The sequence below is a fragment of the Neobacillus sp. PS2-9 genome, from assembly GCF_030915525.1.
Lineage (GTDB): Bacteria > Bacillota > Bacilli > Bacillales > Cytobacillaceae > Neobacillus.
Genome location: NZ_CP133269.1, coordinates 3538636 through 3552361 on the forward strand (window position 1 = coordinate 3538636; position 13726 = coordinate 3552361).

Below are 13726 nucleotides of genomic sequence, written 5' to 3' on the forward strand. Positions count from 1 at the left end.
AAAACCTGCCTTTGGTTGTAACTTTTATTTTACTAAACCTAATTTAACTAAGCTTTCCGCAATTTGTACTGAATTCCACGCAGCACCTTTTAGCAGGTTGTCAGAAACGACCCACATATGGAAACCACGGTCTTCATCAATATCTTTTCTAATTCTTCCAACGAATACATCATTTTTGCCAACACAATCAGCCGGCATTGGGTATACTTGATTTTCCGGATCATCTTGAAGGACTACGCCAGGTGCATCTTTTAATAATGCTTTAATCTCACTTGCGCTAACATTTCCTTCCTCAATCTCAAAGTATACCGATTCAGAATGACCTACAGCCACAGGTAAGCGAACACATGTAGCAGAGACCTGCAGCTCTGGTAAGTGCATGATTTTCTTTGTTTCATTAATCATTTTCATTTCTTCATACGTATAGCCGTTATCTTGAAACTTATCAATTTGTGGAATGGCATTAAATGCAATTTGATAATGTTTTTTGTCTGATTTTACTGGAAGAATAGTTGGTTCATTGGTTTCTCCGTTAAGAATCGACTTTGTTTGTTCCATTAATTCTTCCACTGCTGCAGCACCTGCACCAGACACCGCTTGATAAGTTGACACAATGATTTTTTTCAAACCAAATTTTTGACGAATAGGCTCTAAAGCAACAACCATTTGAATGGTCGAACAATTTGGATTGGCAATAATTCCATTATGATTATGCAAATCCCCTTCATTTACTTCTGGTACAACCAACGGTATATTTTCATCCATTCTAAACGCACTAGTGTTGTCCACGACAATGGCACCACGCTTAGCAGCTTCTGGAGCAAGTTCTTTAGATACGCTTCCACCTGCACTGAAAAGTGCTATTTCAACACCCTCAAAGCTCTCAGGCTTGGCTTCTTGGACGGTATATTCCTGACCATTAACCACTACTTTTTTTCCTGCCGACCGTGCTGAGGATAGTAGGGTTAGTTCTCTGATTGGAAAATTCTCTTTCACTAATGTTTGGATCATTTGTTGTCCAACCGCTCCTGTTGCTCCGACTACTGCAACATGAAATCCATTATGCTCTCTCATTACATGTTCCCCTTTCAATCTTTCATCCTGAACATGGCTGGTATTTTGAAGGTCTTAAAGGAAATGGCACTCTTATTGCCAGCATGTCATGTATAGTTTATAACCCTAACAGTGGAGCAATTAATGAAAAGCTCCACTGTTAAAAGATTAATTTATTTTAACATATTCCTCAGAAGAAATAACCTTTTTTGATGATGAAAGAGAGAGAGAGTTATTCAGTATCTTTATATCTTTCAATTAAAACGGGTTGAATCTGTTTTCCATCAATCGCTGCTTCTACTGTTTCTGAAAGCATCGTCATTCTAGCAACCATCGAGTTTGGTTTTTTTATTGGATCATCCTGACCATAAGGTATAAAGTATATATGTTTAGTAGCCATCAGACGCATTAAGTTTACTCCATTTAAACCGAGCGCATCATTTGTTGAAATACCAAGAACAACCGGCTTTAAGTTTCTAAGAGTTGCTTTGGCTGCCATTAACACAGGGCTATCATTCATGGCATTGGCAAATTTACTCATGGACACACCTGTTAAAGGAGCAATGACCATACAATCAAGTGGGAATTTGGGACCAAGTGGTTCTGCTTTTACAATTGAATCAATTACCTTGTTTCCTGTTAAGTCCTCAATACGTTGAATCCAATCCATCCCCTTGCCAAAGCGTGTATCTGTATTTTGAACAGTAGCGGTTACTACTGGAACAACCTCCGCTCCTGCTTGAACAAGCTTTTCTATCTCTGGAAATACGGCATCATAGGTACAATGGGATCCAGTTAGTCCAAAGCCTATTCTTTTACCTATTAAACTCATTTCACTTTCCCCTTTCGCTTTCGTAAATCTTCTTGAAGCAGTTGGGCAAGAACATTTGCCAAAATTTGACCTGCTGTTTTCGGTGCAACTATGCCTGGTAACCCGGGAGCAAGTAACGCCTTAATCCCTCTTTTTTCTGCATATCGGAAATCTGTTCCACCAGGCTTTGAAGCTAGATCAATGATAAGAGTATGTGAAGGTAATTTAGAGATAACCATTGCCGTAACAATTAAATGTGGTGCTGTATTTATCAAAATATCAGTATCCTTTACTTCATTCACAAGATTATTTAATTGGAATGGCGTTAAACCCATCTCTGTGATTCTTGCCAAATGTTCACTTTTCCTTGCTCCTACCTTTACCTTAGCTCCCAGTGCAGCAAACGTACGTGCCACACTCATCCCTACTCGGCCAAGGCCCAAAACAGTAATATTTGATCCGTGTATCGTGAAATCAGTATGCTGGATTGCCATCATAATTGTTCCTTCTACCGTTGGAATGGAATTATAGATAGCTACATCATCTCTTTCGAATAATTGGATGAGTGTTCTTTTGTTTTCTTTTGTTATTCCATTTAAATAGGAGTTACTTATTCCTGAGTAAATGGAACAATGTTCAGGTGTTTTACTAAGTAATTCTCCAGTTATAACAACCTTTTCATTGGAAAAGATGGTTTCTACCTGTCCCTCCAAATTTGTACCTGGCACCGGTAAAATCAGTGCGTCCATATTAGAAAAATCGACCTCATCCAACTTTTCCTTGACCGCTCCCGTAAAGGCATGGTCAAGCTGTTCAAAACCAATAAGCGATAATTTCGCGTCCAATTCGGTTAACTTGCGGATGATTTCCAGCTGTCTGGCATCACCGCCAATCACGGCTATCTGCATCCCTGTCAGCATGAAAACATTCACCTTCTTTTTTTTAAAAATCCTTCTAGGTATTCCTTTTCTTCTTATCACTTCACCATCTTATGTAAGTTCCCTTCAATCGGTGAGTTTTCCATACATGTAAAAGAAAAAAGCCCAAGCAGAAGTTTTTCTGCTTGGGCTTTTCATTCGAATTGGTAGATCTATTCTTCTTCGGGAACATCAATAATAATCATATCCGATCCGATTTTTTGGATATGTTTCCAGGGAACTCTTATTTCTTCACCTTGTTTCCTAAAGCCAAACCATTTTAATGAAGGAATAAGCAACGCCTGTATTTGTCCCGTGCTTTCATTAATTTCTAAGTCAGTTTGTCCGAGTACACCAAGGCGTTCTGCCTTTTTTACATCAACAATCTCTTTCCCACTCAATTCACTTAACCTCATACCTCCAAAACCTCCTTCTTCCCCTTTTCTATTATTTTATAGAAGGAAGATTATATTTAGACTAAAGAAAAAACAGTTCGAAAACTCGAACTGTTTTGGGATTATAATTTAGTTGGGAATTCCCCATTAGGACTAATTAATGTGACGGAATATTTATCCGTAAAAATAGCTCTTGCCATATCATCCACACTATTTTTAGTCACTTGGTCAATTTGTTCAATAATCTCATCAAGTGAACGGTGGCGTTTTAACAGTAATTCATTTTTACCATTCCGGCTCATTCTACTGTTTGTACTTTCCAAACTAAGCATCAAGCTACCTTTCAGCTGCTCTTTACTATTGGTCAATTCCTTTTCAGTAATGCCCGTTTGTTTTAATTTATCAAGGGTTTCTTGAATGGTTTCAAATAAAACATCAAGCTGCTTCGCGCCTGTTCCTCCATAAACAGTAACCACCCCACTATCCTGATAAGCAGAATGATAAGAGAATACTGAGTACGCCAAGCCTCTTTGCTCACGAACTTCTTGAAATAGTCTGGAACTCATACTACCGCCCAAAATATTATTTAAGGTAATTAAGCTATAGATATCCTCATGACCAACCTTCAATCCTTCAAATCCAATACATAAATGAGCCTGTTCCGTTTCCTTCTTGCGTGACAAACGATTAGCATGGAAAGTAGGAAGATTTTCAGGTGTTTCCTTTGACCCACCCTGGTAAGATCCAAAATAATTTTCAACCTCTTTAATAAAGGATTCCGATATATTCCCAGCTATTGAGATGACCACATTTTCAGGAGTATATCGTTCATGGATGTACTCCTTCAGGGAATCTCCTGTAAATGTATTTAGTGTTTCCTCAGTCCCTAAAATTGGATAACCAAGTGGATGGTTTTCATAAACGGCTCTACTTAGTAAATCATGAACAATATCATCCGGTGTATCTTCATACATTTTAATTTCTTCGAGGACTACATTCTTTTCCTTTTTCAATTCTTCTTCCACAAAAGTAGAATTAAAGAACATATCAGCTAAAACATCTAACGCATACTTGGAATGTGTATCCAAAACCTTTGCATAATAGCAAGTATACTCCTTAGAGGTAAAAGCGTTAACTTGACCGCCAATGCTGTCAAAGGATTCAGCTATTTCCTTTGCTGAACGTGTCGTTGTCCCTTTAAAAAACATATGCTCTAAGAAATGTGAAATTCCATTTGTCTGTGGATCTTCATTTCTTGAACCAGTTCCAATCCATACACCAATTGCGACAGACCTTACAGTTGGTATATTTTCTAATACAATTCTTACTCCATTTTGGCAAGTGTACTTATTAATCATCGACTTCCTCCTGTCATTAAACAGCAGATACTACTACTCCAATTATTTATTATACGTTTTTATAGATATTTTCTCCAATTTTCTGATAGATTCTCACAAATTATTTTATCAACCTTTCCTCACTCATTAATTCTGAGACCGTACCGATCTCTAAATCCTTTTTCTCGATAAGAGTAATGAGCCTGTCAAGTGATTTTGCGGTTGATTCTGTTGGATGCATGAGAACCATGGAACCCTTATCAATTTTAGACATCACTCGATTAATTAAGACATCAGGTGATGGTTTTTGCCAATCAACGGTATCAACCGTCCACATAACCGTTAACATATTCAGTTCATCTGCTATTTTTATCGTCTCATCCCGATAGCTGCCACTTGGAGGTGCAAACCAAACTGGCTTTTCTCCTGTAGCCGCTTCAATAATGTTGTTCGTCTTTAGTATTTGTTCTCTTGTCTGAGCTGCAGTAAGCTTTTGCATATCTGGATGAGAATAGGAATGATTACCTACTTCATGCCCAGCGCTTACGATCATTTTTGCAACATCTGGGTTTCTTTTAACCCAGTTTCCTTCAAGGAAAAAGCTAACGGATACATTGTGTCTTTTTAATGTTGCTAGCATTTCAGGTAAATATTCATTTCCCCAAGCCACATTAATAATAAAGGATACCATAGGTTTGTCTGAATGCCCTTTATAAATTGGGGTTGGTGGTAAATCCTTTAGATGAATTTTTGGTTTCACTTGGGTATATTCTAATTTCTTTTCATCAAAGACGCCTTTACTTTTCATGTTTTTATATGAAGCGCCAATATTTACCTTAAGGCCATTATATCCTGGAATAGCCTTCCAAACCCTGTCAACCTTGGCATCAGAAGGTGGTATTTCATATGTAGAAGCGTTTTTTATTATACTCTGATATAGGGGATCTGACTGTTTCGCTGCCGGAAGCGCCGAATCCCTTAAAGAGGATACATAATTGTTCACAACTGGATTATTTACTGAAATCCATGCACTCAAACAAATAATTAAAAATATGCTGACCTTTTTCATTTACCTTTCCCCCTTCCATAAAGATTATGTATAGGGGGGACAAGGTAGAACATGTAAAACTCCTTGCTTATAAAAGAAAAGCTCTGTTAAACTTGTCTGTTGATCTCCGCTCCAGGTGCTTCGCTTTCCGTGTGCGTTTCGGCGAGCCTCCTCGGCGCTTGCGCCTGCGGGGTCTCCCCTGAACCGTACTCCCACAGGAGTCTTCGCACCTTCCGCTCCAATCAACAGGGTATAAAAATCAACAATGTTCATTAACACAAGCATAAGAAAGAGTCAGGGAAGCCCCTGACTCTTATAAATTAATCACAGCCTTGATTTAGCCTGAGTTTCTTTATTAATTATTCTTTATTCTCAGCCTTTTCCCGCTGCTCTTTTAACACGGCTTTTCGAGACAAGTTGACTCTGCCTTGTTTGTCGATTTCGGTTACTTTAACTAAAAGCTCATCTCCGATTTTAAGAACATCCTCGACTTTTCCTACCCGCTCTTCAGCCAGTTCGGAAATATGAACAAGACCATCTTTTCCTGCAAAAATTTCAAGGAAAGCACCGAATTTTTCAATTCGCTTAACCTTACCGAGGTATAATTCACCAACTTGAACTTCTCGAACGATATCTTCGATGATTTTTTTCGCTTTTTGATTCATTGCTTGATCGGTCGAAGCAATAAATACCGTTCCATCCTGCTCGATATCGATCTTAACGCCAGTTTCTTCAATAATCTTATTGATCTGTTTACCACTAGGCCCAATCACATCGCGAATCTTATCAGGATTGATAGTCATTGTTAAAATCTTAGGTGCAAATTGGGAAAGCTCTGTTCTTGGCTCTGTAATGGTAGCTAACATCGAATCCAAGATGTGCATTCTTCCTATTTTTGCTTGTTGCAATGCTTCCTCTAAAATGTCGCGAGAAAGACCTTCAATCTTAATATCCATTTGAAGTGCGGTTACCCCTTTAGAGGTACCTGCAACTTTAAAATCCATATCTCCAAGGTGATCTTCCATCCCTTGAATGTCAGATAGAACTGTATAATACTCTCCTGATTTGACAAGACCCATTGCAATTCCTGCTACAGGCGCTTTAATAGGAACACCAGCATCCATCATCGCTAAAGTAGAAGCACAAATACTAGCCTGGGAAGTAGAACCATTAGATTCAAGCACTTCAGATACAAGGCGAATTGTATAAGGGAAATCTTTTTCAGACGGTATAATAGGCTCGAGCGCACGTTCACCAAGTGCACCATGTCCAATTTCACGTCGACCCGGTCCACGAATTGGACCTGTTTCCCCAACACTAAAGGATGGGAAGTTATAATGGTGCATAAAGCGTTTTTCTTCCTCAATTCCTAAACCATCGAGAATCTGTACATCACCCATTGCTCCTAGTGTACAAATACTTAAAGCTTGAGTTTGTCCACGTGTAAACAATCCTGAACCGTGAGTACGAGGTAAAATACCTACCTGTGATGACAATGGGCGGATTTCATCGATTTTGCGACCGTCTGGACGTACTTTTTCTACAGTAATTAGGCGGCGTACTTCACCTTTAACGATCTTGTCCAAGATTTGCTTCACTTGTTTTAAATCTTCAGCTGTTGCTTCTTGTTCCTCATATTTAGCAATCACTTGATTTTTTATTTCTTTAATCGCATCTTCACGTGCATGCTTTTCTTGAACTTGAATTGCTTTAAGCATATCAGCTTCACAAATTTCTCTTACTTCTGCTTCAAGTTCTTTATCAATTTCATAAAGATTGATTTCTCTTTTTGGCTTACCAATTTCTGCAACAATTTTTTCTTGGAATTCAATTAATTGTTTAATATGGTCATGACCAAACATAATTGCCTCAAGCATCGTTTCTTCAGGCACTTCAAGTGCACCTGCCTCAACCATGTTAATGGCATCCTTCGTACCAGCAACCGTTAAGTGAATATCACTTTTTTCAGCTTGTTCAACCGTTGGATTGATGACAAACTCATTATTTACTCGGCCTACAATTACACCCGCAATTGGTCCTTCAAACGGAATATCAGAAGTACTAAGTGCTAGTGATGACCCAAACATTGCAGCCATTTCGGAAGAACAGTTTTGATCCACACTCATGACAATACTGATTACCTGCACATCGTTACGGAAGCCATCAGCAAAAAGTGGACGGATAGGTCTATCAATTAGACGGCTGGCAAGTATTGCTTTTTCACTTGGACGACCTTCACGTTTAATAAATCCACCTGGAATTTTACCAACTGCATATAAACGTTCTTCATAGTTTACTGTTAATGGAAAGAAATCGAGATTTTTTGGCTCTTTTGAAGCAGTAGCTGTACTTAATACAGCTGTATCTCCATAGCGGACCATTACAGCTCCATTAGCCTGTTTAGCTAACTGTCCAATTTCCACGGTTAAATTACGTCCTGCCCAATCCATAGAATATACATGTTTCGTTTGTTCCATATTTGTACCCCTCTCTATCTAAATCACTTTAGGAGGATAATGCGAGGATACTTCCTCGCTGAAATCCTCTTTCTAAATCTTCCTAATATAAAAAAAGCCATAAATGCTTATGTTATTAATTTCAAATTAGTATTAGTATGCACATAAAAGTCTTGACTTAAAATTATGTATAAAAATTTCTTTACTACTTTAATTTTTGCCTTTTTAGGCTAATAAAAAAGCGGGATAAATCCCGCTTCTGTAGACTAACGACGTAGACCAAGCTTATTGATTAACACACGGTAACGTTGAACGTCTTTGTTACGTAGGAATGTTAAAAGATTACGACGTTTACCAACCATTTTCAAAAGACCGCGACGTGAGTGGTGATCTTTCTTGTGAGTACGTAAGTGCTCGTTCAAGTTATTGATTGATTCAGTAAGGACAGCGATTTGAACTTCTGCAGATCCAGTGTCGCTCTCATGAGTTTTATACTCATTGATAAGTTCATTTTTACGTTCTTGAGTGATTGCCATCCAGGTTCACCTCCTAATTTTTCTATCCCCAGTTACCGAGCAAGCGTCGGTGACTCGACTTGCCAAGCAAAGGTTGTTTTTAATACGTATATAAGAATACATCTTTTTACGTCAAAAAGCAAGTCGAAACCTTATTTAAATGTAAGAAAAACTTTGATAAAAGCGGCTTTAGCAGGAAGATTGTCGATTCTTTTCAAAATAATCTATTGCCTTTTGCTTATCTCTTTCTATCTGACTAACCAATTCTTCAATTCCGGAGAACTTCTGTTCTTTGCGCAAGAACAGATGCCATTCGACTACCACTTCTTCTCCATAAATCTCTTGTTCAAATTCAAATATGTGAACTTCTACAGTTAGCTTTAATGTTTCTTTATTAAAGGTTGGTTTATAGCCAACATTACAAACACCATTATACCAATGATCCTTTACCTTCATTTTTACAGCATATACCCCCAACGGAGGGATCATATACTCTTCATTCAGGTCTATATTTGCTGTCGGGAAACCTATCGTTCTCCCACGCTTGTCCCCGTGAATGACAGTGCCCAATGTCCTATAATATCTGCCAAGAAGATCAGGAAGTTCATTTACTTTTGCTTCGTTAAGCAAGTGACGAATTCTTGTAGAACTAACCTTTTCCTCACCTTGAGCTAACTTTGGGACAACAGAGTAAGAAAATTGATCCCTAGAATGGAAAGGCAGTGTTTCCATCGTTCCTTTTCCCATCCGCCCATAAGAATAATCAAAGCCAGCTACTACATGCTTCACATTCAGACCTATCACATATTGATCAATGAACTCCTGTGGGAGTAAGTTAGCAAACTCAGGTGTAAAATGAACAATAAATAAATAATCTATACCTAACTCTTCAATTATCTTTATCTTATCTGATAAGGGCGTAATATATTGTACGTGCTTTTTGCTCTTTCCCAATACAACAGAGGGATGCGGATCAAAAGTCATTACTGCACTTCGGAAATCTTGTTCTTCTGCTTGTTTTTTTGCCTCTAGGATTACTTGTTGATGTCCCATATGAACGCCATCAAAATAGCCCAAGGCCATTGCTAAAGGCGGAAAATCGTTTCTATCTAATTTATGTGGAAAATTAAGTCTTTTGACTTCCAAATGAAACTCACCTTTTCTATACCGAAACCTTATTATTCATTTCGCAATACTTTTACTGGTTTAAGCAGGTCTGGCTTGCTTGGATGTTTTGCGTAAATGGCGAGAGCCAGTCCTTCTGCTGTTTCAGCGATAATCGGTCCGTTAGTTGTTTTTAAGTGTTCTGGTATTGGTAACACCGCACCATTTTTCACTTTCTCTGCTACTTTATCATTAATCTGTAATTTCGGCAAATAAGAAAGTGCTGATTCTAATGGTCGTAAAACAGTAGAAATTTCACCAGTTTCCATCAGTTTTTCTACTTCCTCAAAGGTCAGACAATCCTCTAATGTGAAGGCTGCCGACTGGATTCTTATTAGTTTGGACATGTGTGCAGGGTACCCTAGTTTCTCCCCAATCATTACAGCTAATGTTCGTATATAGGTCCCTTTACTGCAACTGACCCTAAAACGGAATCGAATCGTTTCTCCTGAAAATTCTGTCCGATCATCCAGTAATTCAATTGAATAGATGGTTACCCTCCTAGTGGGGCGCTCTACTTCAATGCCTTTTCGAGCATACTCGTACAGCCGAACCCCTCCCACCTTCACTGCTGAAAACATCGGTGGGGTTTGCTCAATTTCTCCCGTCAACGAATCAAGGACTTTTTGAATTTCTTCGCGTAGAAGGGTTCGATCAACATCTTTCTTTTCAACCACTTCACCAGATGCATCTTCCGTCGTGGTGGAGAAGCCTATGGTTACTTCACCTTCGTATGCTTTTCCTGCGTCCGTAATATACTCTGCAACCTTTGTTGCTTTTCCAATACAAATAGGGAGGACACCCGTTACATCCGGATCAAGTGTTCCTGTATGTCCGACTTTTTTAGTTTTTAAAATTTTTCTTAGCTTAAATACACAATCATGGGAAGTTAGCCCTGCTGGTTTGAATAACGGTAATATTCCTTCCACCATATTCACTCCGATCTCAGTAATATTCGAAAAAAATGGATAGACGATTGTCTATCCATTTCCACTGTAAATTTCTGCTTATTTTTGAACTTATTCTTCGTCATTCTTTTCCATCGGTTTATCGTCATCCGTATGCAATTGATGTAGAAGGGTATTAATTCGATTACCATAATCGATTGATTCATCCCACTCAAAAATAATTTCAGGTGTTTTACGAAGGCGAATACGGTGGCCAATTTCGGTTCTAATAAAGCCTTTTGCTTTCGCTAAGCCTTTTAATGTATTCTCCTTTTGCTCGTCATCACCTAACACAGAAATAAATACTTTTGCTTGCTGTAAATCTCCTGTAACCTGAACATCAGTAACTGTCACAAAGCCGATCCGAGGATCTTTTATTTTCCGGCCGATGATGTCACTAAGTTCTTTTTTCATTTGCTCTCCAACACGATTTGCTCTGTGGCTCATCATATTCACCTCTTAATTTAAAGCCAATCAATCTCGGTGATTGTTCGTTCTATCTCTGGAAACGAGTCAATAAATTTTAGTGAGTTCTGCAATTCAATCTCTGTAGATACCCGATTAGAGGTAACAACCGCAATGGCAATTTTCGTTCTTTGCCATACATCTTGAAAGTCAACCTCGGCAACGGATACATTAAATTTCTGTTTTAGACGAGATAGAATTCTCTGCAAAACGGCTCGTTTCTCTTTTAATGAATGTGCATCATAGATGATACATTCACATTCGGCAACACCGATGATCATTTACGTTCGATCTCTTCCATTACATAAGCTTCAATGATGTCTCCTTCTTTAACATCATTAAAGTTTTTAATCGTGACACCACATTCATAACCTTTAGCAACCTCTTTAGCATCATCTTTGAAACGTTTTAGCGCATCAATTTGTCCTTCAAAGATAACAACTCCGTTACGAACTAAACGGATTCCGCTATCACGGGTAATTTTACCTTCAGTAACAAATGAACCAGCAATGGTACCAACCTTTGAAACCTTGAAAGTTTGACGAACTTCAGCTTGACCAATAATCTTTTCTTGGAATTCAGGATCAAGCATTCCCTTCATGGCTGCTTCGATTTCTTCAATTACTTTATAAATAATGCGGTGTAGACGAACATCAACCTTTTCAGCTTCCGCAGCACGCTTAGCATTTACATCTGGACGAACGTTAAATCCGATGACAATTGCATTTGAAGCGGCTGCAAGAGTGATATCTGACTCATTAATAGCACCGGCACCACTATGAATAATTTTAATGTTTACGCCTTCTACATTTATTTTTTGCAATGATGCAGCAACGGCTTCAGCAGAACCTTGAACATCTGCTTTTAGGATGATGTTTAAGTCCTTCATTTCACCTTGCTTCAATTGGTCAAATAGTGTTTCAAGACTGACAACGGATTTTTCACCACGTTGAGCTACTAAAGCAGTTTGCTCTCGTGCTTCCCCAACCTGGCGGGCTGTTTTTTCGTCTTCAAATACAACAAAACGATCTCCTGCCTGCGGAACATCATTTAGTCCTGTAATTTCTACTGGAGTAGAAGGACCCGCTTCTTTTACTCGGCGTCCTTTATCATTCACCATCGCACGAACCCGTCCGAATGTAGTTCCAACAACAATCGGATCACCAATTTTTAAAGTACCGTTTTGAACTAATAATGTCGCAACAGATCCACGGCCTTTATCTAATTGTGCCTCGATAACCGTACCAACAGCTTTTCGGTTAGGATTTGCCTTATATTCTTCTACTTCACTTACAAGTAAGATCATTTCAAGAAGAGTGTCAATTCCTTCTCCGGTTTTTGCAGAAAGTGGTACAAAGATAGTATCCCCACCCCATGCTTCAGATACTAATCCATGTTCAGTTAATTCCTGCATAACTCGGTCTGCATTTGCTGCTTCTTTATCCATTTTGTTTACAGCTACAATGATTGGAACTTCAGCAGCCTTTGCATGGTTAATCGCTTCAACTGTTTGTGGCATTACACCATCATCTGCCGCTACCACAAGAATAGTAATGTCAGTAATTTTCGCTCCACGAGCACGCATGGTTGTAAATGCAGCGTGTCCCGGTGTATCAAGGAAAGTAATCTTCTTTCCATTTTCAACTACTTGATAGGCACCAATATGCTGCGTAATTCCGCCAGCTTCACCTTCAGTTACCTTTGTATTACGAATAGAATCAAGAAGGGTTGTTTTACCATGGTCAACGTGACCCATAATCGTTACAACAGAAGGTCTTTCTACTAAGTCTTCAGTTCCATCTTCGGTAAAGTAAACTTCAAGATCAGTTGTGTCAATCTTGATTTCTTCTTCAACCTCTACTCCATATTCCCCAGCAATCAATTCAATAGCATCTTTATCAAGCACTTGGTTAATGGTAGCCATCACACCAAGTAAAAAGAGCTTTTTAATGATTTCTGACGGTTCACGATAGATTTTTTTCGCAAGTTCACCAACAGTGAGTGACTCACTAAAAGTAATTTTAGCAGGAAGCTCTTTTTCTTTTTTCTTCTGAGGCTGTGCTTGCTGAACTGGTGTATGAGTCTTCTTCTTGTTATTATTATTATTACGATTATTACGATTTTGATTATTATTATAAGGCTTAGCCTTTGCTTTATCTGCACTACTGAAGACTTTATTTTCTTTTGATTGAGTTTCTTGGCTCTGTTTTTTGCCTTCAGCCGCTTTTGGAGGAGAGACAACTTTTACCTTCTTAGGAGTAGGAGATTTATCTGCAGCTTCCTCAAACGCTTTAGGTGCATTTTTAGACTGTACTTGCGGTTTTTGACCAGACTGTGCCGGTCTTTGATTTGGACGTTGTTGTTGTTGCTGCTGAGCAGGACGTCCATTTGAGCGTTGTTGCTGCCCGCCGCCCATTTGTTTACTCTGTTGTGTATTGCTTTCTTTTTTGTTGAATGTTGCATCAAGTTTTTTTACGTCTGAATCTTCTATTGTTGCCATATGGTTAGAAACCTCTATATTCATTTCTTTTAATTTTGTAATGATTTCTTTACTTGAAATATTGTGTTTTTTTGCGTATTCATAAACACGGATTTTACTCATATTTTCACCCCCGCTA

The 13726-nt window shown here is 38.6% G+C and carries 13 protein-coding genes; all 13 read right to left on the reverse strand.

Features of this window, described 5'->3' with window-relative positions; all coding sequences use genetic code 11:
* Positions 1-24: 24 nt before the first annotated feature.
* The 13 genes from asd to infB all read right to left on the reverse strand — a co-directional run bounded on the left by asd (position 25) and on the right by infB (position 13710).
* On the reverse strand, positions 25-1074 hold the full coding sequence (asd, locus tag RCG25_RS17785; RefSeq protein WP_308080158.1) for an aspartate-semialdehyde dehydrogenase: 1050 nt from the start codon (positions 1072-1074) through the stop codon (positions 25-27).
* Positions 1075-1285: 211 nt separating this feature from the next.
* The gene (gene dpaB / locus RCG25_RS17790) at positions 1286-1885 is read right to left on the reverse strand and encodes a dipicolinate synthase subunit B (protein WP_308080159.1); all 600 of its coding nucleotides are present in this window, start codon (positions 1883-1885) and stop codon (positions 1286-1288) included.
* Complete coding sequence (dpaA, locus tag RCG25_RS17795; protein WP_308080160.1) at positions 1882-2784, reverse strand: dipicolinic acid synthetase subunit A; 903 nt, start codon at positions 2782-2784, stop codon at positions 1882-1884. The genes dpaB and dpaA overlap by 4 nt, the downstream gene beginning before the upstream one ends.
* Before the next feature lie 170 nt (positions 2785-2954).
* Positions 2955-3197, reverse strand: a complete 243-nt coding sequence (locus RCG25_RS17800) for a YlmC/YmxH family sporulation protein (RefSeq protein ID WP_308080161.1) — start codon at positions 3195-3197, stop codon at positions 2955-2957.
* A gap of 101 nt (positions 3198-3298) precedes the next feature.
* Entirely contained in the window at positions 3299-4534 is a 1236-nt protein-coding gene (locus RCG25_RS17805) for a M16 family metallopeptidase (RefSeq protein WP_308080162.1), read from the reverse strand.
* Between the two features lie 100 nt (positions 4535-4634).
* Positions 4635-5582, reverse strand: a complete 948-nt coding sequence (locus RCG25_RS17810) for a polysaccharide deacetylase family protein (RefSeq protein WP_308080163.1) — start codon at positions 5580-5582, stop codon at positions 4635-4637.
* Between the two features lie 338 nt (positions 5583-5920).
* On the reverse strand, positions 5921-8038 hold the full coding sequence (pnp, locus tag RCG25_RS17815) for a polyribonucleotide nucleotidyltransferase (RefSeq protein ID WP_308080164.1): 2118 nt from the start codon (positions 8036-8038) through the stop codon (positions 5921-5923).
* Between the two features lie 245 nt (positions 8039-8283).
* Positions 8284-8553: a 30S ribosomal protein S15 gene (rpsO, locus tag RCG25_RS17820; protein WP_024026799.1), complete on the reverse strand. Its 270-nt coding sequence runs from the start codon at positions 8551-8553 to the stop codon at positions 8284-8286.
* Between the two features lie 168 nt (positions 8554-8721).
* Positions 8722-9678 carry a bifunctional riboflavin kinase/FAD synthetase gene (gene ribF / locus RCG25_RS17825; protein WP_308080165.1) on the reverse strand — a complete coding sequence of 319 codons (957 nt, stop codon included), beginning with the start codon at positions 9676-9678 and terminating at the stop codon, positions 8722-8724.
* 32 nt (positions 9679-9710) lie between these two features.
* Entirely contained in the window at positions 9711-10625 is a 915-nt protein-coding gene (gene truB, locus RCG25_RS17830) for a tRNA pseudouridine(55) synthase TruB (RefSeq protein WP_308084216.1), read from the reverse strand.
* Between the two features lie 90 nt (positions 10626-10715).
* The gene (rbfA, locus tag RCG25_RS17835; RefSeq protein WP_308084217.1) at positions 10716-11090 is read right to left on the reverse strand and encodes a 30S ribosome-binding factor RbfA; all 375 of its coding nucleotides are present in this window, start codon (positions 11088-11090) and stop codon (positions 10716-10718) included.
* Positions 11091-11107: 17 nt separating this feature from the next.
* Positions 11108-11389 (reverse strand): DUF503 domain-containing protein, encoded by a 282-nt coding sequence (locus RCG25_RS17840; RefSeq protein ID WP_308080166.1) that lies wholly within the window; start codon positions 11387-11389, stop codon positions 11108-11110.
* Positions 11386-13710 carry a translation initiation factor IF-2 gene (infB, locus tag RCG25_RS17845; RefSeq protein ID WP_308080167.1) on the reverse strand — a complete coding sequence of 775 codons (2325 nt, stop codon included), beginning with the start codon at positions 13708-13710 and terminating at the stop codon, positions 11386-11388. Before infB ends, RCG25_RS17840 begins: the two co-directional genes overlap by 4 nt.
* Positions 13711-13726 lie beyond the last annotated feature (16 nt).